Source organism: Streptomyces sp. NPDC094147, assembly GCF_044764265.1.
In the GTDB taxonomy this organism is placed as follows: Bacteria; Actinomycetota; Actinomycetes; order Streptomycetales; family Streptomycetaceae; genus Streptomyces.
The window spans coordinates 19130-41443 of the sequence record NZ_JBIWHT010000021.1 but is presented as its reverse complement, the minus strand read 5'-3'; the positions used below and the strand labels follow the sequence as shown (position 1 = coordinate 41443).

The following is a 22314-nucleotide window of genomic DNA, read 5'->3' as shown; positions in this document are numbered from 1 at the left end:
AAGGGACCGCCGAGGCGATGCAGATCCGGCTGACCGTCCTCGCGCCGCGCAGCGGCCACGCTGCGGCGCGCGCCTGCGACGTGCTCGTCACCGCCCCGGCGGGGACGGCACTCGCGGCCGTCGCGTCCGGCCTGGCCTCGGCCGCTTGCGGCGCGGAGGTCTCGGGCGCGACGGTGGTGCTGTTCGCGGGCCGCGAACGGCTCGACGCACAGCGCCGCATCCTCGGCGAGCCACCGCTGCTCGACGGAGCGGTGCTCTCCCTCGCGACCCCGGCCGCGGACGAACCGGCCCACGACGGCCCGGCCCCCGCCCGGCTGCACGTGGTCGCGGGTCCGGACGCGGGCGGCGTCCATCTGCTGCACGGCGGCCGGGTCGGGATCGGCCGCTCCACCGAGTCCGACGTCCCGCTGGACGATCCGGACGTCTCCCGCCAGCACTGCGCGGTGACGGTCGGCGAGGACGGCCGCGTCAGCGTCGCCGACCTCGGCTCCACCAACGGCACCCGGGTCGACGGCACGGAGATCGGCAGCCGGCCGGTCCGGCTCGCCCCGGGCGCGCTGCTGCGGATCGGCGAGTCGGCCCTGCGGCTCTCCCCCGGCGGCCCCGAGGCGGAGCCGTCCCTGCCGACGACAGCGGACGGCGAGGGCCACCTCCGCATCACCCCGACCCCGGCGCCGGCCAGAACGGCGTCACCCGCCGGACACGGTGAACAGGGCTCTCCCGCACCGCAGTTGGGACCCCCGTCCGGCGAGACGGCTTACTCCTTCGGTACGTCACCGGCTCCTTTCGGCGGCACATCACCGTCGCCGTCCCCGTTCGGTACGCCACCGGCTTCTCCGGGTACGTCCATGGACCCGGCGGGGCCGCGCTCGCACGAGGAGTCGTACGGGCCCGGGTTCGACGCGCTGGGCGCGCCCTCGGCGTACGGACACGACGGCCCGGACGGCGAGCGGGACCCGGCGCGGCAGAGCAGGCGCCAGGGCACTCCGACGCGCGGCACCCGGCTGCCCGCGAGCCGGCTGCCGGGTCCGGACGAGACCGAGCACGCCCGCGCGGACCTGTCCGACGGCGGCCGTCGGCGCGGCGGGATAAGCGCCTGGGCCCGGCGGCTGACCGGCGGCCGGGGCGAGACGGTGCCCGAGCAGGCGCCCGCCGAACAGCAGCGGCCCGCGGCCGAGCCGCTGCCGGAGAGCTGGCCCGATCCGGCCGCGCTGCTGCTCACGGCGCTCGGCCCCGGACCCCGGCTGTGGGAGCGGGAGCCGGGCCACCCGGAGGCGCTCGCCGTGCGGGTCGGCACCGCGGACCGGGGCGAGCTGGCGGCCGTGCCGGTCACGGTGGGGCTGCGCGAGGTCGGCTCGCTCGGGCTCGCGGGGCCGCGCGAGCGGCTGGCCGGGCTCGCCCGCGCGGCCATCGCCCAGCTCGCCGCGCTGCACGCGCCGACCACGCTGGAGATCGTCCTCATCAGTACGGACCGGGCGCGCAGCCTCCAGGCGCGCACCGCCGAGTGGGACTGGCTGGGCTGGCTGCCCCAGGTCCGCCCCGCGCACGGCCAGGACTGCCGGCTGCTCCTGGCGTACGACCGCGACCAGGCGACGGCGCGCACCGCCGAGCTGGTCCGAAGGCTCGACGCGGGGCCACTGGGTCCCGGCTGGGCCTCGGCGGACCAGACGGCGGTGGCCGAGGCGGCCGCCCGGCACACCGGTCCGTACACGGTGGTCGTCGTGGACGGCGACCCCGGCTCGGCGCCGCTGCGCGAGACCACCGCCCGGCTGGCGGCGGCGGGCGCGGCGGCCGGGATCCATCTGCTGTGCCTGGCCGAGGCGCCGCCCGCGTCCGCCTCCTCGCCCCTCGCGGCGACGTACGAGACGGCGTGCGCGGCGTCGCTGGCGTTCCGCGAGTGCGGGGCCGTGGCGCTGCTCAGCGGCGATGTGGCGACGGCGCTGCGGCTGCTGCGCATCGCGGGCGGGCGGCCCGCGGGATACGGCACGGTGGCCGCGGTGGACGCGGTGTCGCGCCCCTGGGCCGAACGGTTCGCCCGCGCGCTGGCCCCCCTGCGCACCGGCGAAGCGGGCGCCGCCACCGGACGGCTGGCGTCCTCACTGCCCCAATCGTCGCGGCTCCTGGACGAGTTGGGGCTCGCACGGGCCACTCCCGCCTCCCTGATGGCCCGTTGGGAGTCGGCGCCGGACGGGGCGGTGGTGCTCGGCACCGGGCCGCACGGCCCGGTCGGCGTGGACCTCGCGTCCGACGGCCCCCACCTCCTCGTGGAGGGACCGGTCGGCAGCGGTCGTACGGAGCTGCTGCGCGCCGTCGCCGCATCGCTCGCGGCGGGCGCGCGACCGGACCGGCTCGGCCTGATCCTGGTCGACGGCGCGGGCGGCGAACGCGGGGAGGGACTGCGCCCCTGCACCGAACTGCCGCATGTATCAACCCACTTGATCGCCTCCGATCCGGTACGGATGCGGGAGTTCGCGCAGGCCCTCGGGGCGGAGCTGAAGCGCCGGGCCGAATTCCTCGGCGGGGTGGGGTTCGCGGAGTGGCAGACGCAGCGGGAGATCGCCGGGCGGCTGGTCGGGCAGCGGCAGCCGTCCGCCGCGGAGAGCCGGGGCGACCTCGACACTCCGGGCAGCAGCACGCTGCGGCTGCGGCCGGTGTCGCGCAGCCAGACCGACGCGGGGCCCTCGCTGCCCCGCCTGGTCGTCCTCGTCGACGACCTGGACGCGCTGGTCGCGCCCGCGCTGGGCAGCCCCGGGCGGCCGGCCGCGGGTTCGGTCGTACGGGCCCTGGAGGCGGTGGCCCGCGACGGCGAGCGGCTCGGGGTGCACCTGGTGGCGACCACGGCCCGGCCCGACCGCACGGCCGACACCGAACTGGCGCGGGGCGCCCGGCACCGGGTCGTGCTCGACCCGCCGCCGGCCTCACCGTCGCCGGACGAGCCGTCCCCCGGGCGGGGGCGGCTGCACCAGGCGGACGGGCAGTCCGTGCCGTTCCAGGGCGGGCGGGTCACGGGGCGCATACCGCGTACCGCCACGCTGCGGCCGACGGTGGTGGTGCTTGAGTGGGAGCGCATGGGCGACCCTCCGGCCCGCCGCCCCGTACGCGAACTGGGCAACGGCCCCACCGACTTGGCCCTCCTCGCCAGCGCGCTCGACCGGGCCGCGTCGTTGGTGAACGCCGTTCGGGTGGCTCCGCTGGGGTGAGGGTTCGGGACGTGCGGGGTGGCTCCCGGGGCCAGGGGGCCGCCCACTCGCCCGCCCGTGACCCGGAGTTGAACGGCTCAGCCCCAGACCCCGCGGGGTTCGACCCCGCGTTACGCGCGGGCCGGTGGGATCGGCCCGCTTGACCCAACGTCACAAGCCCATCACGATCACCAACCTGACCGCCAACGCGGTATTGCGGCGCCCCCGCACCCGGCGTAGGACTGTCGCACGGGACGAGAGCGGCGGCGCCTGCGTCACCGGGCGCGGCGGTTCGTACGCGCACGGGAGAGACGGGGCACGCATGCGCAGCACTCGTACAACGCGCACCACCACAACAGGTCGCACCCTCATTTCGGCCCTGGCCATCGGCGGTCTCGCGCTCGGCGCGGCCGGGTGCGGCGACGGGGGGAAGAAGAGCACCCCTACCGCCAGCGCTTCCACCTCCGCCTCCTCCGGCGGCGGGGTGCAGCTTCCCAAGCTCAATGGGGAGAAGATCGAGGTCGCCGCCGTGTGGACCGGGCCCGAGCAGGCCAACTTCGTCAAGGTGCTCAAGGAGTTCGAGTCGCGGACCGGCGCCACCGTCACCTTCGTGCCCGCCCAGGACCCCATCGTCAACTTCCTCGGCACGAAGATCGCCGGTGGCAGTCCGCCCGATGTGGCGATGCTCCCCCAGGTCGGCGCGATCCAGCAGGCCGTGGAGAAGAAGTGGGCCAAGCCGGCCGGAGCCGAGGTGAAGGCTCAGCTCGACGCGAACTACTCCAAGGCGTGGAAGGACCTGGGCGCGGTCAACGGCACGCAGTACGGCGTCTACTTCAAGGCCGCCAACAAGTCCCTGATCTGGTACAACACCAAGGTCTTCCAGAACGCGGGCGCCAGTGAGCCCACCACGTGGAAGGCCTTCCTCGCCACCGCCGACACCATCTCCGCCTCCGGGGTGACGCCCGTGTCCATCGGCGGCGCGGACGGCTGGACCCTGACGGACTGGTTCGAGAACGTCTATCTGTCCCAGGCCGGTCCGGAGAAGTACGACCAGCTGGCCAAGCACGCGATCAAGTGGACCGACCCGTCCGTCAAGGACGCGCTGACCACCATCGCCCAGCTCTTCGGGAAGCCGAACCTCATCGCGGGCGGCACCGACGGCGCGCTCCAGACCGAGTTCCCCGCCTCCGTCACCCAGACCTTCACCGGTGGCGACCAGCCCAAGGCGGGGATGGTCTTCGAGGGCGACTTCGCCGCCGTCAACATCGCCCAGACCTCGGCGAAGATCGGCACCGACGCCAAGGTGTTCCCCTTCCCCGCGGTCGGCGCCAAGTCGCCCACGGTGATCGGCGGCGACGCCGCGGTGGCGCTGAAGGACACCAAGGGCGCCCAGGCGCTGCTCACCTGGCTGGCCTCCGCCGACGCCGCCAGGATCTGGGCCTCGGCGGGCGGCTTCGTCTCGCCCAACAAGGCCCTGGACTTCGGCGCGTACCCCAATGACGTGCAGCGCAATATCGCCAAGTCGCTGATCGCGGCCGGTGACAATGTGCGCTTCGACATGTCGGACCAGGCTCCGCAGTCCTTCGGCGGCACCCCCGGCAAGGGCGAGTGGAAGGATCTCCAGGACTTCCTGAAGAACCCGGCCGACATCGCGGGCACCCAGTCCAGGCTGGAGGCCGACGCGGCCGCGGCGTTCAAGAACTGACCCGGCGATGACGACCGCCACGGCGGGAGGCTCCCCGTCTCCCGCCACGCCTCCCGCGCCCAGGAACGTCAAGAGCGTGACCGGCACCCGCAAGTGGATCGCGGCAGCGTTCCTGCTGCCCGCGCTCGTACTGCTCGGTGCGCTCGTCGTCTATCCGATCGGGTTCTCGATCTATCGATCGTTCTTCGATCAGAGCGGCCATTCGTTCGCCGGACTCGACAACTACAAGACGCTGTTCACCGACCACACCATCCGGACCGCGGTGAAGAACAACGCGATCTGGGTGATCTGCGCCCCGACCGTCGCCACCGCCCTCGGCCTGATCTTCGCCGTACTGACCGAACGGGTGCGCTGGGGAACGGCGTTCAAGCTCATCGTCTTCATGCCGATGGCGATCTCCATGCTCGCCGCGGGCATCATCTTCCGCCTGGTGTACGAGCAGGACCCGGCGCGCGGGGTGGCCAACGCCGTGTGGGTGGGCGTGCACGACACGTTCGCCGAGTCGGCCGGATATCCGAAGGCGCATCCGCTGCCCACCGCGCCGCTGAAGGACGGGGGCGGCGGGACGTTCGTCACCAAGGACACCGTGCACGCGGGGCAGCCCGTCCTGCTCCCCCTCGTCGGGGTCGCCGCCGACAAGATGCCGACCTCGGCCGGGCCCGCCAAGGCCGCCAAGAGCGACCCGGGCAAGGTCACCGGCACGGTCTGGCTCGACTTCACCAAGGGCGGCGGCGGCCACCCGGGCGTCATCGACCCCAAGGAGCTCGGCCTCAAGGGCATGAAGATCGAGGCCGTCAAGGACAACAAGGTCGTCGCCTCCGCCACCGCCGGCGCGGACGGCACCTTCTCCCTTCCGGCCAAGGCCGACGGGGCTCAACTCCGGCTCCCCGAAAGCAACTTCCACGAGCCGTACAACGGCGTCCAATGGCTCGGCCCGACGCTGGTCACCCCGGCCATCATCGGCTCGTACATCTGGATGTGGGCGGGGTTCGCGATGGTGCTCATCGCGGCCGGGCTCGCGGGGCTGCCGCGCGAGCTGCTCGAAGCGGCGCGGGTGGACGGCGCGAACGAATGGCAGGTGTTCCGCCGGGTGACCGTCCCGCTCCTTGCGCCGGTGCTCGCGGTGGTCCTCGTCACCCTGATGATCAACGTCCTGAAGATCTTCGACCTGGTCTTCATCATCGCGCCGGGCTCCAGCCAGGCCGACGCGAACGTCCTCGCCCTCCAGCTCTACCGCTCCTCCTTCGGCACCGAGGCGGACCTGGGCATCGGCAGCGCAATCGCCGTACTGCTGCTGCTCCTTGTGATCCCGGTGATGCTCTTCAACATCCGTCGCATGCGACGGGAGGCGAAGCGATGAGCACGCCGGGCGCCGCGACCGCCTCCGGCCGGGGGTCCGGGGGTCGGCCCCCGGGACAGCACAGCAACATCCGGCGCATGCGCAGGGAGGCGAAGCGGTGACCGCTGTCGACGGGATCGTCAAGGCCAGGCAGTCGCTGCCCGCGCGGATCGCGGCGCGCGCGGGCGGCGGGGCGCTGCGCGTGTTCCTGATCCTGGTCGGGCTCTTCTGGCTGATGCCGACTGTCGGGCTGCTGCTCTCCTCGCTGCGCGGCCCGGCCGACATCGCCTCGACGGGCTGGTGGAAGACCTTCACCGACCCGTCCCGGCTCACCTTCCACAACTACGCGAACCTGCTCGACAACAGCACGATCACCAACTCCCTCCTCTCGACCGTCCTGATCACCGTCCCGGCCACCGTCCTGGTCGTCGTCATCGGCTCGTTCGCCGGGTACGCCTTCGCCTGGATGGACTTCCCGGGGCGCGACTGGTGGTTCATGGTCGTGGTGAGCCTGCTCGTCGTGCCGGTGCAGGTCGCCCTCGTACCGGTCGCCAAGCTCTTCGGGCAGATCGGGATCTTCGAGACGACGTTCGGCGTGATCGTCTTCCATGTCGCCTTCGGGCTGCCCTTCGCGATCTTCCTGCTGCGCAACTTCTTCGCGGAGATCCCGAGGGAGCTGCTCGAAGCGGCCCGGCTCGACGGGGCGGGCGAGATCCGGCTCTTCACCCGGGTGGTGATGCCGCTCGGCGGCCCGGCGATCGCCTCGCTCGGCATATTCCAGTTCCTGTGGGTCTGGAACGACATGCTGGTCGCGCTGATCTTCGCCGACTCCAAGCACCCGCCGATCACGGTGGCCCTGCAGCAGCAGGTCCGCCAGTTCGGCAACAACATCGACGTCCTGGCACCGGGCGCCTTCGTCTCGATGGTCATCCCGCTCGCCGTCTTCTTCGCCTTCCAACGGCAGTTCGTCTCCGGGGTGATGGCGGGAGCGGTCAAGTAACCGCCCGGCGACCGAATCCCGACCGCTTGATCGCGCGATCGACCGAGCCGACCGGCCGACCGCTCACCCGATCGTTCGATCAAGCACCCCGCTGGAATGACGCCACGTCAAGCACGCGTTCCCGCGACTACCCCGGACGGCACCGACGGCGTAACCCGGTCACTCCATCGGACGTTCACGGGCCATCTGCCCGTGTCCTCTCACGCCCCCAGGATGTCCGTTGCCCCGGTTCAGCGTCGTCGTGCCCGCGTACAAGCTCCAGGCGTATCTCCACGCCTGTCTGGAATCGGTACTGAGTCAGACGTACGAGAGCGACGGGAGCCCCGCGTCCGAACTGGAAGTGATCGCGGTCGACGCGGGCTCCCCCGACTCCTGCGGCGAGATCATCGACGAGTTCGCCGCCCGCGACCCCCGGGTCACCGCCGTGCACCTCCCCGCCGACCCGGCCGACCCGGGCCAGGGCCCCGGCCCCGCGCGCAATGCCGGACTCGCCCGCGCCACCGGTGACTACCTGCTGTTCCTCGACGGCGACGACACCCTCGCCCCGCACGCCCTGCGCGACATCGCCGACCGGCTCAAGGCCTCCGGCGATCCCGACGTCCTGGTCTTCGGCCAGGCCCGCACCCACTGGTCGGGCGAGACCGAGCACCTTCCGGTTCCGCCGCACCTGACCGAGTCCGGCCCCGCGTCCTTCCAACTGGCCGACCGGCCCGCCCTGTTGAAGCAGCCGACGCCGGCCTGGAACAAGGCGTACAAGCGCGAGTTCGTCGAACGCGAGGGGCTCGCCTTCGCGCCCGGCCTGCGCACGGACACCTCCTGGACGTACGCGGCGCTCCTCGCGGCGGGTTCGCTCAGCACCCTGGAGCGGGTCTGCGTGCACCACCGCCTGCGCCGCGCCCCGGCCGCCGCGCCCGGCCGCCACTTCGACGTCTTCCCCCAGTACGACCGCGTCTTCGCCTTCATCGACTCCCGCCCGGAACTCGCCGGTTGGCGGCCGGTGCTCGCGCGCAGGATGGCGGACCACTTCGCCGCGGCGTCCGCCACCGTCCTGACCGCACCCGGGCTCTCCGCGCGCACCCGCGCCGAGTTCTTCCGGCTGGCCCGCGCCCACTACGGCCGCCACCGGGTGCCGGGCGCGGCGGGGCTGCGGTACGCCGGGGTCCGCTTCGGCACCTACCGCACGTACCGCACGCTCCGGGGGATCCGCGCGCTGCGCACCCGCACCAGGGCGTTCGGCGCCGCGCTGCTGCGCCCGGTGCGCTCGGCCGCGCTACGGCTGCACTACCGCGTCCAGCTGCGCCTGCCGGTCCGCGGCGACCTGGCCGTGTTCGCGGCGTACTGGAACCGCGGCTACGCGTGCAGCCCGGCCGCCATCGAGGCGAAGGTCCGCGAACTCGTCCCCCGGGTGCGGACCGCCTGGATCACCACGCCCGAGCATGACGCCACCGTGCCGCCGGCCACCCGCCGGCTGCGGCCGGGCGGCTTCGGGTACTGGTCGGCGCTGGCCCGCGCCAAGTACCTGGTGAACAACGTCGAGTTCGACCACGGCCTGGTCAAGCGGCCGGGGCAGGTCCTGCTCCAGACCCATCACGGGACGCCGCTCAAGTCGGTGGGCCTGGATCTGACGGACCGTCCGGCGGCCTCGCGCGGCACCGACTTCGCGCGACTGCTCGCGGACGCCGACAAGTGGGACTTCGTCCTCTCGGCCAACCGGCACTCCACCCTCACCCAGGAGCGCGCCTTCCCGGCCGCTTACACCACGCTCGAATACGGCAGCCCGCGCAACGACGTGCTGCGGCGCGCCACCCCCGCCGACTCGGCCCGGCTGCGCGAACGGCTGGGCATCCCGGGGCAGTCGACCGTCGTGCTGTACGCGCCGACGTACCGCGACTACAGCCGCAGCCAGCACCTGCCGCTCGATCTGGAGCGGCTCGGCCCGGCGCTCGGCCCGGAGTTCTTCCTGCTGAGCCGTGCCCACTTCGCCTACGGCGCGCCGCTGAGCCGGACCCCGCTGCCGCGCGTCCTGGACGTCACCGGGCACCCGTCGGTCGAGGAGCTCTGCCTGGTCTCGGACGCGCTCGTCACGGACTACTCGTCGCTGATGTTCGACTACGCCAATCTGGACCGGCCGATCGTCATCCTCGACGACGACCGCGAGGCCTACGAGGCGGCCCGCGGCACCTACTTCGACCTGCGGGCCTGCCCGCCGGGCGCGGTCGCGCGGACCGAGGACGAGCTGATCGACATCTTCGCCTCCGGGCACTGGCGCGGCTCCCGCTCGGCCCAGCTGCGCGCCGCGTTCCGGTCCCGCTTCTGCCCGTACGACGACGGCTACGCGGCCGAGCGCGTGGTGCGCCGCGTCTTCCTCAACGATCCGGCCCCCACCACCCCCACCCTGCCCGAACAACGCACCCACACCACAGAGTTCACCCCCACAACCCCAGGACCCCGAGCAACCCACTGAGCCGATGGCCCGGGGGGCAGCACCCCTCCAGGGGGGGCGCGAGGGGGGCCAGCGGAACCCCGCCAGGGGGCGCGGAGGGGGGCTAGCAGAACCCCGCCAGGGGCGCGAGGGGAGCTAGCGGAACCCCGCCAGGGGGCGCGGAGGGGGCAGAACCCTGCGAGGGGCACGCCGGGGCTGGGAGGAACCCTGCTAGGGGCGCGGGGAACTGCGCGACCAGCCACACACGGCCCGCAGCCATACAACCACCCAGCCGAGGGTCCGGGGGGCTAGCCGAACCCCCTTAGGGGCGCGGGGAACTGCGTGACCAGCCACACACGGCCGGCAGCCGAACAACCACCCAGCCGAGGGTCCGGGGGCTAGCCGAACCCCCTTAGGGGCGCGGGGAACTGCGCGACCAGCCACGCACGGCCGGCAGCCGAACAGCCACCCAGCAGGGGCCCGGGGGCTGGCCCCGCACGGCAGGCAGCCGAAGCCGAACAGCCACCCACCCCCGCCCTCAGGCCACCGCCTTGAGCGCCGCCACCGCCGACTTGGCCAGATCGTCCAGGTAGCCCTTGGGCAGCGGACCCTTGACCACCACGAGGCGCCAGTACAGCGGACCCACGATCAGGTCGAGCGCCCGGTCGGGGTCCGCGCCCACGGGCAGCTCGCCCCGCTCCACCGCCTCGCGCACGACGACCGCGGCCACGCCCTGCTGGCCGTCGAGCAGCGCCGCCTTGATCGCGTCCGCGATCTCCGGGTGGCGTACGGACTCGACCAGCAGGTCGGGGATGACCTGCGAGGCGATCGGGTGGCGCAGGGCGAGCGAGGCGACCGCGAGCAGGGCGCGGATGTCCCCGTACAGGGAGCCGGTGTGCGGCAGCGGCAGGCCCTGTTCGGCGAAGGCCGACACCAGGTCGAGCACCAGGCTGAGCTTGGACTTCCAGCGCCGGTAGACCGCGGTCTTGCCGACCCCGGCGCGGCGCGCGATGCCCTCGATGGACATCCGGGCGAAACCGACCGCGGCGAGCTCCTCGAAGACGGCCGCCCGGATGGCGTCCGTCACGTCCTCGCGCAGCACCGCGGCGCCGGCCGGGGCGCGCCGTGTCTGCGGGCGGTTCGCGGGGGTCTCCGGGTCCGTCTTGGTCATGGCTTGAGCATAGCGTTGCGACGAGACGGTTGCGTTGCGACGTAAGGGCGTCCTACTCTCGCCGTAGCGACGATACGGGTCCGTCCCATCGCCAGCGACGACCTTGCCCCCGGAAGCCTCCCGGGGCACCCCAGCCGAAAGCGACCGTTGTGAGCCAGACCGCAGCTGCGCGCGAGACCGCAGCACCATCGGACTCCATTCCGGCGCAGCGCGCCCGGTACACCGGCGACCAGGCCCTCACCCCGGCCGAGCTGGCCGCCAAGTACGGGCTGAAGGTGAGCGGCGCCCGTCCGTCGCTGCCCGAGTACGTGCGGCAGCTGTGGGACCGGCGCCACTTCATCACCGCGTTCGCCACCGCCAAGCTGACCGCGCAGTACAGCGAGGCGAAGCTGGGCCAGATCTGGCAGCTGATGACGCCGCTCCTGAACGCGGCGGTCTACTACTTCATCTTCGGCATCCTGATGGGCAACAAGAAGAGCACGCCGGACTACATCCCGTGGCTGGTCACGGGCGTCTTCATCTGGACCTTCACGGCCAACTCGATCATGGCCGGCACCCGCGCGATCACCGGCAACATCGGCCTGGTGCGGGCGCTGCACTTCCCGCGCGCCTCGCTGCCCGTCTCGCTCGCCCTCCAGCAGCTCCAGCAACTGCTGTTCTCACTGGCCGCGCTGGCGATCATCATCATGGGCTTCGGCCAGCTGCCCGGCGTCTCGTGGCTGCTGCTGATCCCCGCGCTGCTCCTCCAGTCGATGTTCTGCACGGGCCTGTCGCTGGTGATGGCCCGGATCACCGCCAAGACCCCGGACATCGCCCAGGTGATGCCGTTCATCCTGCGCACCTGGATGTACATGTCCGGCGTGATGTGGAACCTGGGCCCGCAGCTCAAGAAGATGCCGCACCTGGTGGGCCAGCTGCTCGGGCTCAACCCGGCCGCGGTCTACATCGACCTGGTCCGGTTCTCGATGATCAAGAGCTTCCACGCCAAGCAGCTGCCCCCGCACGTGTGGGCGGTGGCCGGCGGCTGGGCGGTCGTCGCGCTGGCCCTGGGCTTCATCTACTTCTGGAAGGCAGAGGAGCAGTACGGACGTGGCTGAGACCAGGATGCGCGAGGCGGGCGCCACCACCGCGGCGATCGGCACCCCGACCGTGATCGCCGACGACGTGCACATCATCTACAAGGTCAACGGGACCGGCGCCAAGGGCAAGGGCGGGGCCACCGCCGCCCTCAACCGGATCGTCTCGCGCAAGGAGACGCCCGGCATGCGCGAGGTGCACGCCGTCAAGGGCGTCAGCTTCGTGGCCCGCAGGGGCGAGGCCATCGGCCTGATCGGTTCCAACGGCTCGGGCAAGTCGACCCTGCTCAAGGCGGTCGCGGGCCTGCTGCCGACCGCCCGGGGCAAGATCTACACCCAGGGCCAGCCCTCGCTGCTCGGCGTGAACGCGGCCCTGATGGCCGATCTGACCGGCGAACGCAACGTCACCCTCGGCGGGCTCGCCATGGGCATGACCCGCGAACAGGTCCGGGACCGCTACGACGACATCGTCGAGTTCTCCGGGATCAACGAGAAGGGCGACTTCATCTCGCTCCCGATGCGCACGTACTCCTCCGGCATGGGCGCCCGGCTCCGCTTCTCCATCGCGGCCGCCAAGGACCACGACGTCCTGCTCATCGACGAGGCCCTGGCCACCGGTGACGCCAGCTTCCAGCGGCGCAGCCAGGATCGGATCACCGAGCTGCGCAAGGAGGCGGGCACGGTCTTCCTGGTCAGCCACAGCAACGCCTCGATCAAGGAGACCTGCGAGCGGACGCTCTGGCTGGAGTCGGGCACGCTGCGGATGGACGGCCCGACGGACGAGGTCATCGCGGCGTACGAGCAGTTCACGAAGAAGAAGTAGCGGGTACGGCGTCGTGCGGGGCGCCGTCGCGGCGTCCCGCACTATCTGAACAAAGGGTGCATACACTTCCCCGGGATGACGCCCTCCCAGCTGCCTCCGCCGCCCCTGCGGGTCCGCATCCCCGCCCCGGCGCCCGCGCCCGACCCGGGCGCCCTCGGCCGCCGCACCCAGCACGCCGCGCTCGCCGTCGGCTGGCTCGCCACCCGCGCGCTCATGCTCCACCTCCTGGTCGGCGACCGGCTCGGCGTCGGCGGGGTGGCCGGGGAGGTCTCCGTCCTCTACCGCCGCTGGTACGACGAGCTCAGCGCGGGCGCCTTCCCCTTCGGGGACCCCACCTGGCAGTACCCGCCCGGCGCGGGAGCGGTGATCCTGACCCCGGCGCTCGTCCCCTTCCTCACCTTCTTCCAGGCCTTCACCGCCCTCACCCTCGCCTGCGACGCGCTGATCGCCCTGCTGCTGGCGCGGGCCGGGACCCGGCCCGGCGGCAGCGCGGCCGGCGTCCGGCTGTGGGTGGGCGGCCTCCCGCTGCTCCTGCACATCCCGTACGGCCGCTACGACGTGGAGGTCACCGCGCTCGCGGTGGGCGCCCTGCTCGCGCTGCGGCGCCGCCCCGGACTCGGCGGCGCGCTCGCGGGGCTGGGCGCCCTGGTCAAGGTGTGGCCGCTGCTCTCCCTCATCGGCGCCCCGCCCGGCCGCACCACCCGCCGCGCCCTGCTCGGCGCGCTCGGAGCGGCCGTGACGCTGCTCGGGGTACTCGCGCTCGCGTTCAGCCACACCCTGGACTTCGCCCGCCAGCAGGGCGGCCGGGGCATCCAGATCGAGTCCCTCGCCGGGACCGCGCTCCAGCTCGCCCACCTGGCCACGGGCCATCCCGGCCGGGTCGTCTACCAGTACGGGGCCATGGAGTTCACCGGCCGGTACGTGTCCGCCCTGGCCGCGCTCAGCCTGGCGCTGACCGGGCTCGCCTTCTGCTGGCTGCTGTTCTGGCGGCTGCGCGCCCGCCGCTGGACGGTGGCGGTGCCGCTGGACGCGGCGCTGTGCGCGGTGCTGCTGTTCACCGTGACCAGCCGGGTGATCAGCCCCCAGTACCTGGTCTGGCTGCTCGGCCTGGCCGCCGTCTGCCTCACCTCACGCCGGACCACCCAGCGCCCGGTCGCCCAACTCCTGCTCCCCGCCGCCGCGTTGAGCGCCCTCGCCTTCCCCTGCCTGTACGCCGAGGTCATGGCGGGGACGGCACTGGGCACCGGCATCATGGCCGCGCGCAACACCCTGTTGCTCGCGGCCGCACTGCTGTCCTGCCGGCGCCTGTGGACCGGGTCCGCCTCCGCTGCCTACGCGGCAAAATCCAGCCTCTCCAGCAATTGAGGAGCGGAGGTCTGGGGGCAGAGCCCCCAGGACCTCGGCAAAGACCCCGGGTGCCGACCCAGCCCCCCGCACTCAGCCACGCCAGCGCTAGCTGTGCGTACGCAGCAGCGTCCGCATCGTCCGCATCGCGACGGACAGGTTCGCCAGATCGAACGCGTCGGAGGACTGGATCTCCTCCAGGGTGGTGCGCGCCCGCCCCAGGATCGCCGCGTTCTTCTCCTCCCACGCCTTGAAGCGCTGCTCCGGCGACGTGGAGCCGTTGCCCACCGACAGCACGTCCTGGGTCAGCCCGGCGTGCGCCGCGAACAGGTCCTCGCGGATGGCGGCGCGGGCCATCGACTGCCATCGGTCGGCCCGCGGCAGCTCGATGATCCGGTCGAGGAGCTGGGTGATCCGCAGCCGGTCGGCCAGGTCGTAGTAGACCTCGGCGACCTGCAGCGGCTCCTTGCCGGTACGGGCCGCGATGGCCACGATGTCGAGCGCCGGGAAGGCCGAGGAGAACCCGGCGACCCGCCGCGCGAGCTCCTCGGGCACCCCCCCGCCGGTCAGCTCGTCCAGGATGCCCTGGTGCCACTCCAGGTCGGCGCCCTTGAGCAGATCCACGAGCGTGTCCCAGACCTGCGTCACACCGGCCGAGAAGTCCTCGATCGTCTCGGCGATCTGGAGCGGCTGCGGCCGGTTGTTGAGCAGCCAGCGGGTGCCGCGCTCGACCAGGCGGCGCGAGTGCAGCCGGATGCGGGTCTGGACCGCGGCGTCGACCTTGTTGTCGAGCGCCTCCACGGCGTCCCACACCGCGCTCACGCCGAAGATCTCGCGGGCCGCGGCATGCGCCCGCACGATCTCTTCGAGCGATGCCCCGGTCTCCTCGCGCAGCCGGTGCAGGAAGGTCGAACCGCCGATGTTGACGGTGTCGTTGACCAGCACGGTGGTGATGATCTCGCGGCGCAGCGGGTGCCCGTCGACGGCCTCGGTGAACTTCTCGCGGAGCTGCTGCGGGAAGTAGGCGTGCAGCAGCTTGGCGAGGTACGGGTCGTCCGGCAGCACCGTGTGGACCAGCTCTTCGGCCACCGTGATCTTGGTGTACGCGAGCAGCACCGCGAGCTCGGGCTGGCTCAATCCCCGTCCGCCGTTGAGGAGTTCACGGATCTGGCGGTCGTTGGGCAGGAACTCCAGGGCCCGGTCCAGGTGTCCGTCACGGCCCAGGCGCCGCATGAACCGCTGGTGCGCGTGGAGCAGCGAGGGCGACTGGGCGACCGCGTTGGCGAGCGCCGTGTTCTGCGCGTAGTTGTTGCGCAGAACCAGGCGGCCGACCTCGTCGGTCATCGCGGCGAGGATCTTGTTGCGCTGCTTGACGGTCATGTCGCCGTCCGCGACCAGGCCGTTGAGCAGGATCTTGATGTTCACCTCGTGGTCGGAGGTGTCCACGCCCGCGCTGTTGTCGATGGCGTCGGTGTTGACCTTGCCGCCCTGGCCCTCGGGGCCGCCCTTGCGGTCGAACTCGATCCGGCCGAGCTGGGTCAGCCCCAGGTTGCCGCCCTCGCCGACGACCTTGACCCGCAGGTCCTCGCCATTGACGCGGATCGCGTCGTTGGCCTTGTCGCCGACGTCCGCGTTGGACTCCGCGGACGACTTCACATACGTACCGATGCCGCCGTTCCACAGCAGGTCGACCGGCGCCTTCAGGATCGCCTGCATCAGCTCGGCCGGGGTCAGCTTGGTGATGCCGGGCTCGATGCCGAGGGCCTCGCGGATGTGCGTGTTCAGCGGGATCGACTTGGCCGTGCGCGGGTGGATGCCGCCGCCCGGCGAGAGCAGTTCCTTGTTGTAGTCGGCCCAGCTGGAGCGCGGCAGGTCGAACAGGCGGCGGCGCTCGGCGTAGGAGACGGCCGCGTCCGGCTTCGGGTCGAGGAAGATGTGCCGGTGGTCGAAGGCCGCGACGAGGCGGATGTGCTCGGAGAGCAGCATGCCGTTGCCGAACACGTCGCCCGACATGTCGCCGACGCCGACGACCGTGAAGTCCTCGCTCTGCGTGTCGTGGCCGAGCTCGCGGAAGTGCCGCTCGACGGACTCCCAGGCGCCGCGCGCGGTGATGCCCATGCCCTTGTGGTCGTATCCGGCGGAGCCGCCGGAGGCGAAGGCGTCGCCGAGCCAGAAGTTGTAGCTGATCGCCACGTCGTTGGCGATGTCCGAGAACGTCGCGGTGCCCTTGTCGGCGGCGACCACCAGGTAGGTGTCGTCCTCGTCGTGGCGCACCACGTCGGACGGCGGGACGACCTCGCCCGCGACCAGGTTGTCGGTGATGTCGAGCAGCGCCGAGATGAACGTCTTGTAGCTCGCGATGCCCTCGGCGAGCCACGCGTCGCGGTCCACCGACGGGTCCGGGAGCTGCTTGGCGACGAAGCCGCCCTTGGCGCCGACCGGCACGATGACGGTGTTCTTCACCATCTGCGCCTTGACCAGGCCGAGGATCTCGGTGCGGAAGTCCTCGCGCCGGTCGGACCAGCGCAGACCGCCGCGGGCGACCTTGCCGAAGCGCAGGTGGACGCCCTCGACGCGCGGCGAGTACACCCAGATCTCGAACTGCGGTCGGGGCGCGGGCAGATCGGGGATCGCCTGCGGGTCGAACTTCATCGAGACGTACGCGTGCGGAGCACCCTCCGCCGTCTTCTGGAAGAAGTTGGTCCGCAGCGTCGCCTTGATGACCGTGAGGAAGGACCTGAGGATCCGGTCCTCGTCGAGCGAGGCGACCTGGTCGAGCGCGCCGTCGAGCTCTTCGAGGAGCCCGTCGATGAGCTCGGTGCCGGCCCGCTGGCGGTCCGGCGAGAGCCTCGCCTCGAAGAGCGAGACGAGCAGCCGGGTGGTGTGGACGTTGTCGCGGAGGGTGTCCTCCATGTAGTCCTGGCTGAAGGTCGAACCGGCCTGGCGCAGGTACTTGGCGTACGCGCGCAGCACCATCGCCTGGCGCCAGTTGAGACCGGCCCGCAGCACCAGGGAGTTGAAGCCGTCGTTCTCGGCGGCGCCGGTCCAGGTCGCGGCGAAGGCCTCCTGGAAGCGCTCGCGGGCGTCGTCGGCGAGGTAGTCGCCGTTGCCGTTGGTCTTCTTCGGCAGGCGCAGGCCGAAGTCGTAGATCCAGGCGTGCGTCCGGTCCGCGCAGCGCAGCTCGTAGGGACGCTCGTCGGTGACCTCGACGCCGAGGCGCTGGAGCACCGGGAGCACCGCGGACAGCGAGACCTGCTCGCCGATCCGGTAGATCTTGAAGCGGCGCTCGCCGGGGGCCGCGCCGACCGGCTCGTACAGGGAGAGCGCGAAGTCGTTGCGCCCGTGGGTGAGTTGTTCCAGGTGGACGAGGTCGGCGACGGCGGCGCGCGGCGAGTGGTCGGCCTTGTAGCCCTCGGGGAAGGCGTGGCCGTAGCGGCGCAGCAGCTCGGCGGCGCGCTCCTCGCCGCACTCGGCGGTCAGCGCGTCGGAGAAGCCGTCGGCCCAGGAGCGGGCGGCTTCGACGAGGCGGGCCTCGATGCGCTCGGAGTCGGCGTCGGTGAGCTCGGCGAGCTCGGTACCGGCCGGGACGCGGACCACGAAGTGCAGTCGGGACAGGATCGACTCGGTGTTCCAGGCGGTGAAGTCGACGCTGGTGCCGCCGAGCTCCTCCTTGAGGATGTCGATGAGCCGCAGGCGTACGCCCGTGGTGTAGCGGTCGCGCGGCAGGTAGATCAGCGCCGAGTAGTAGCGGCCGTACTCGTCCTGGCGCAGGTACAGGCGCAGGCGGCGCCGCTCCTGGAGGTACAGGACGGAGGTCACGATGGAGCGCAGCTGGTCGGCCGGGGTCTGGAAGATCTCGTCGCGCGGGTAGGTCTCCAGGATCTGGAGCAGGTCGCGGCCGTCGTGGCTGTTGGGCGAGAATCCGGCGCCCCGCAGCACCTCGTCCACCTTGCGGCGCACCACCGGCACGCGGCGGACGGACTCGGTGTACGCGGCCGAGGAGAACAGGCCGAGGAAGCGGCGCTCGCCGACCACGTTGCCCTTCTCGTCGAACTTCTTCACGCCGACGTAGTCGAGGTAGGAGGGCCGGTGCACGGTGGCCCGGCTGTTGGCCTTGGTCAGCACCAGGAGCTTGTGCTCACGGGCCTTGGCGCGGGCGTCGGCGGGCAGCCGGCTGAAGGACGGGGAGACGGGGTGCCCGTCGTCCTCGCCGTGGTGCGGGTCGGAGCGCAGGATGCCGAGACCGGTGCCGGGGACGGCGGACAGGGAGTCGTCGTCGGTGAGCTGGTACTCGCGGTAGCCGAGGAAGGTGAAATGGTCGGCGGAGAGCCAGCGAAGCAGCTCCCGGGCCTCGTCGACCTCCTGGTCGCGCAGGTCGCCGGCCTTCGGCTCCTTGGGCAGCTCGTCGGCGATGCGCAGCGCGGCGTCGCGCATCTTCTCCCAGTCCTCGACGGCTTCCCGTACGTCGGACAGGACGCGGAGCAGATCGGCGGTGATCTGCTTCAGGTCGGCGCGGTCGGTCTCGCGGTCGATCTCGACGTGGATCCAGGACTCGATGAGCGCGTCGTGCGGCAGCTCGGCGGTCTCCGCGCCGGTGTCCAGCACCTCGATGAGCTTGCCGGTGAGGTCGCGCCGGGCGACGACCTGCGGGTGGATCACGACGTGGATGCCGCGGCCCTGCCGGGACAGCTCGTTGGTGACCGAGTCGACCAGGAAGGGCATGTCGTCGGTGACGACCTCGACCACGGAGTGGCTGCAGGTCCAGCCGTTCTCCTCGACGGTCGGGGTGTGCACCCGGACGTTGGCGGTGCCCTGCGGCCGGTTCTCCGCGAGCCGGTAGTGGGAGAGAGCTGCGCCGAAGACGTCGACCGGGTCGCGGTCGGCGAGGTCCTCGGGTGCGGTGTGCAGGTAATAGCGCTGGAGGTACCCGAGCAGGCTGCCCTGGTCAGGGCCTTCGCCGCTCGTGGACCCGGTCGCGGCCGCCCGATCGGCGAGGGGGTCTGCCCCCAGGCCGCCGGGCCCCCCGACCGGGCTGTTCTCAGCTACCCGGGCCGCCCGTGCGAGCAGCTCGGCCTTGGCTTCGTCCAGCTTGGTCTGCATGTCCTCTGGCTCCTGTCGCGCGCCGTTGCGTGACGTAGGGGAAAGAAGCGGCGCAACGCCACGACGCGGGGTGTCCGGTCGGTGTCGACGCTATGCCGCGATGAGAGATACCCGGGCGCTTACCGGCCAATTCAGTGGCGTCGCGCCGTGCTTCCGGGTGGAGGAAATCAGCGACTACCCGGGCGCGGTGGCGCTCCGGGCGCAGGGCAGAGGCGTCAGTGCCTCCGCGACATATCGCGCTGATCACGGGACAAGGCTATCGCCCTTGACCCCCGAACCGTCACGAGCCTCATGTGTACAAAGCTCGGGCCAGAAGTTGGACGGTCTGGACAGGACACGACGGCCGGAACGAGCCCTCTTGGCAAACCCGCGCCACGCGGGCACGTTGACCGGTACGCAATCCGCATGTGCGATCGACCTCCAGTTACGTTGAGCCACAGGTCCCTTTGAGCCTCCAGCCCCCGGTGAGGGAGTGCACCCATGGCAGCCAAGATCCTGATCGTGACCGGCGACGCCGCCGAGTCCCTTGAGGTCCTCTACCCGTACCAGCGCCTGCGCGAGGAGGGGTACGAGGTCCACATCGCGGCCCCCGCCCGCAAGAAGCTCCGCTTCGTGATCCACGACTTCGAGCCCGGCTTCGACACGTACACGGAGAAGCCCGGCTACACCTGGCCCGCCGACCTGGCCTTCACGGAAGTCGACCCCGGCCAGTACGCCGCACTGGTGATCCCGGGCGGCCGGGCCCCCGAGTACCTCCGCAACGACCCGGAGCTGAGGAAGATCCTGAAGGCCTTCTTCGACACCGACAAACCGGTCGCCCAGATCTGCCACGGCCCGCTGCTCACGGCCGCGATCGGGGGTCTGACCGGGCGCCGGGTCACCGCGTATCCGGCCCTTGAGCTGGACATGCAGGCGGCGGGCGCCACCTTCCAGGACGCGGAGGCGGTGGTGGACGGCACCCTGGTCTCCTCCAGGGCGTGGCCGGACCACTCCGCCTGGATGAGGGAGTTCCTCACGGTGCTGCGGGCGAAGGCGCCGGTCACGTAGGGAGAACCAAACCCCTCATGGGGTCCCCCTGGCCCTTTGGGCTTTGGGGGAGTTGAGGAGCGGGGGTCTGGGGGCAGAAGCCCCCAGGTCCCCGCAGCCACCCCGGTCAGCCGACCAGCTCCTCCGCGACAGCAACCGCCTCGGCGAGCGAGTCGACCACCGGGACGCCCGCCACCGCCAGGCTGGCCCGGCTGTGCGACCCCCCGGTGAACAGCACCGCCCCCGCCCCCACCGCGGCCGCGGCCACCGCGTCGTCCACCGCGTCCCCGATGACCACGACCCGCTCCCCGGATATGTCCGCGTCCGCGGCCCGCAGTGCGGTCAGGTGGCGCACCATGTGCTCCGCCTTGCTGCCGTGCGAGGGCCCGGTGCGTCCGTCGACCCGTATGAAGTGCTCGGTGATGCCGTGCCGCCGCACGATCGGCACCAGGTGCTCGTGGGGCGCCATGGACAGCAGCGACTGGCTCAGCCCGGCCGCCCGCCGCGCGGCGAGGAGCTCGGCCGCCCCCTCGGTGAGCCCGCAGGCATCCGCCCGCGCCCAGTACTGCCGGTGGAAGGCCGCGTCCATGACCAGCCACTCGGCATCGGTGGGCAGCCGCCCGATCAGGCGCTGGTAGAAGCGGGGTATCGGCACGCAGTACAGCTCGCGGTACCGCTCCAGCGTGATCGGCTCCAGGCCGAGCTCCGCGAAGGCGGCGTTGGTCGCCTCGATGACCGCCGCGTTGTCATCGAGCAGTGTGCCGTTCCAGTCCCAGACGAGATGCGCCGGGCGCTTCCCCGTGTACTGCCTGCCGTTCCCCATGTCAGAACGGTACCCACCGGCACTGACAACCGACCGGGAGCCGGAGAATCCGCAGGTCAGGCGATCAGGTTGGGGATTTCCTGCACCCCGAACCACAGCAGCTCGTGGTCTTCGGCACCGTCCACGGTGAACTGGGCGTCGTCGTCGCCGTGGTCGGCCGCGCCGAGCGCCTCCACGGCGGCCGTCACATCGGCCACCGCGTCCTCGGCGTCCACGTGCACGGCGGCGGCCTTGGCCAGCGCCACCGGCGAGGCGATCCGCACTTCGCCCAGCGAGCTCGCGTCCAGACCCCGGTCCGGGTCGGCGCTCACGGTCCCGTCCGGCACGTCCGCGGCGATCACGACGCGGCGCCGGGCCGTGCCGGGCTCGCCGGCGAGCAGCCGCAGCGAGGCGGCCGCGGCCCGGCTGAGCGCCGCGTACTCCAGCTCCTCGATGTCGTCGGAGACGTACCACTCGCGCAGTCCGGGGGTGACGGCGTACGCGGTGAGCGGCCCGGGGCCGAGCTCTCCCGCTCCGTGTGCCGTCGCAAGACCGGAGATGGTCAGGGGTACGTACACGCGCATGGCAGACCGCTCTCTTCTCGTCGTCTCATCCGGTCGGGAGACGGGTTCAGGATACGCGCGGGAGTCCCCCTTCGAGCTGCCGGTGCCCGCTGGCCGCCGGTCCCCGCCGGACCCGGCCGGACCGGCCCCCACCTGGGAAGACGGAGCGTCCATTCATCCGGATAGGTGAATCCGTACGCCCCTGCTCCGCCCCGGGCACGGTCCTTGCGGCCGCTCCCGTCGCCCCCGTACAAGATCCCCAACAGAAGTTACTCACTGGTATCCAAGGGGGCGGCAGCCATGAGCAGGACCACGACCGGGCCGGCGGGACGCGGCGACCAGCGCAGGCCCGGCAGCACCGGGACCCGGCGGCCGCAGCGCCTGACCCCGCACGACCTGTTCGCGCAGAAACTGCTCGCGGTGCTCAGCGGCGAACGCCCGGTGCACTGGATGCTGGGCCTGACCGTGGGAGACGCGTACGAGCAGCTGGTACGCCTCGCCCCGCGCACCCCGTTCCGCACCCGCGGCACCCGTCCCGTCGTACGGTCCTGCCGTGCGGCGCCGCTGGATCGCGGGATCGTGGAGGCGGCCGCCTGCATCGCGGCGGGCGAGCAGGTGCGCGCCATGGCCTTCCGCCTGGAGCAGGGCGCCGATCTGCGCTGGCGCTGCGCGGCCGTCGAGCTCGGCGGCGAACGCGTCCCGGCATAGCCGGAGGGGGCCCGGCACCTTCCCGTGCCGGGCCCCTCCACGACGTACAGCCGCCC

The 22314-nt window shown here is 72.1% G+C and carries 14 protein-coding genes; 10 read left to right on the top strand and 4 right to left on the bottom strand.

Annotated elements, in window-relative coordinates:
• Window positions 1-17: 17 nt before the first annotated feature.
• The 5 genes from ACIQ8J_RS25990 (at window position 18) to ACIQ8J_RS25970 (ending at window position 9687) form a co-directional block, all read left to right on the top strand.
• Entirely contained in the window at window positions 18-3200 is a 3183-nt protein-coding gene (locus ACIQ8J_RS25990; protein ID WP_403274791.1) for an FHA domain-containing protein, read from the top strand.
• Window positions 3201-3501: 301 nt separating this feature from the next.
• The gene (locus ACIQ8J_RS25985; RefSeq protein ID WP_403274789.1) at window positions 3502-4884 is read left to right on the top strand and encodes an ABC transporter substrate-binding protein; all 1383 of its coding nucleotides are present in this window, start codon (window positions 3502-3504) and stop codon (window positions 4882-4884) included.
• A 7-nt stretch (window positions 4885-4891) separates the two neighbouring features.
• On the top strand, window positions 4892-6244 hold the full coding sequence (locus ACIQ8J_RS25980; protein ID WP_403274788.1) for a carbohydrate ABC transporter permease: 1353 nt from the start codon (window positions 4892-4894) through the stop codon (window positions 6242-6244).
• A 97-nt stretch (window positions 6245-6341) separates the two neighbouring features.
• Entirely contained in the window at window positions 6342-7223 is an 882-nt protein-coding gene (locus ACIQ8J_RS25975) for a carbohydrate ABC transporter permease (protein WP_403274787.1), read from the top strand.
• Between the two features lie 220 nt (window positions 7224-7443).
• Window positions 7444-9687: a CDP-glycerol glycerophosphotransferase family protein gene (locus ACIQ8J_RS25970; RefSeq protein WP_403274786.1), complete on the top strand. Its 2244-nt coding sequence runs from the start codon at window positions 7444-7446 to the stop codon at window positions 9685-9687.
• A gap of 496 nt (window positions 9688-10183) precedes the next feature.
• Here the strand turns inward: ACIQ8J_RS25970 and ACIQ8J_RS25965 are convergent, their stop codons facing one another.
• A complete protein-coding gene (locus ACIQ8J_RS25965; protein WP_403274785.1) occupies window positions 10184-10816 on the bottom strand; it encodes a TetR/AcrR family transcriptional regulator in 633 nt (210 codons plus the stop codon).
• A gap of 197 nt (window positions 10817-11013) precedes the next feature.
• On the opposite strand from ACIQ8J_RS25965, the gene ACIQ8J_RS25960 reads away from it, so the two are divergent.
• The 3 genes from ACIQ8J_RS25960 (at window position 11014) to ACIQ8J_RS25950 (ending at window position 14080) form a co-directional block, all read left to right on the top strand.
• The gene (locus ACIQ8J_RS25960; protein ID WP_403274899.1) at window positions 11014-11913 is read left to right on the top strand and encodes an ABC transporter permease; all 900 of its coding nucleotides are present in this window, start codon (window positions 11014-11016) and stop codon (window positions 11911-11913) included.
• Window positions 11914-11920: 7 nt separating this feature from the next.
• Window positions 11921-12715 carry an ABC transporter ATP-binding protein gene (locus tag ACIQ8J_RS25955; RefSeq protein ID WP_403274897.1) on the top strand — a complete coding sequence of 265 codons (795 nt, stop codon included), beginning with the start codon at window positions 11921-11923 and terminating at the stop codon, window positions 12713-12715.
• A gap of 75 nt (window positions 12716-12790) precedes the next feature.
• Complete coding sequence (locus tag ACIQ8J_RS25950; RefSeq protein ID WP_403274784.1) at window positions 12791-14080, top strand: glycosyltransferase 87 family protein; 1290 nt, start codon at window positions 12791-12793, stop codon at window positions 14078-14080.
• 87 nt (window positions 14081-14167) lie between these two features.
• On the opposite strand, the gene ACIQ8J_RS25945 is transcribed toward ACIQ8J_RS25950, so the two are convergent.
• A complete protein-coding gene (locus ACIQ8J_RS25945; protein WP_403274783.1) occupies window positions 14168-19159 on the bottom strand; it encodes an NAD-glutamate dehydrogenase in 4992 nt (1663 codons plus the stop codon).
• A gap of 480 nt (window positions 19160-19639) precedes the next feature.
• Here ACIQ8J_RS25945 and ACIQ8J_RS25940 point away from each other — a divergent pair, with 480 nt between their 5' ends.
• On the top strand, window positions 19640-20206 hold the full coding sequence (locus ACIQ8J_RS25940) for a DJ-1/PfpI family protein (RefSeq protein WP_403274782.1): 567 nt from the start codon (window positions 19640-19642) through the stop codon (window positions 20204-20206).
• A 106-nt stretch (window positions 20207-20312) separates the two neighbouring features.
• Here the strand turns inward: ACIQ8J_RS25940 and ACIQ8J_RS25935 are convergent, their stop codons facing one another.
• Window positions 20313-21008, bottom strand: coding sequence for an HAD family hydrolase (locus ACIQ8J_RS25935; RefSeq protein WP_403274781.1), 696 nt, complete (start codon window positions 21006-21008; stop codon window positions 20313-20315).
• 56 nt (window positions 21009-21064) lie between these two features.
• Window positions 21065-21571: a DUF6912 family protein gene (locus ACIQ8J_RS25930; protein WP_403274780.1), complete on the bottom strand. Its 507-nt coding sequence runs from the start codon at window positions 21569-21571 to the stop codon at window positions 21065-21067.
• 279 nt (window positions 21572-21850) lie between these two features.
• Here ACIQ8J_RS25930 and ACIQ8J_RS25925 point away from each other — a divergent pair, with 279 nt between their 5' ends.
• A complete protein-coding gene (locus ACIQ8J_RS25925; protein WP_403274778.1) occupies window positions 21851-22258 on the top strand; it encodes an Rv3235 family protein in 408 nt (135 codons plus the stop codon).
• Window positions 22259-22314: the final 56 nt, after the last annotated feature.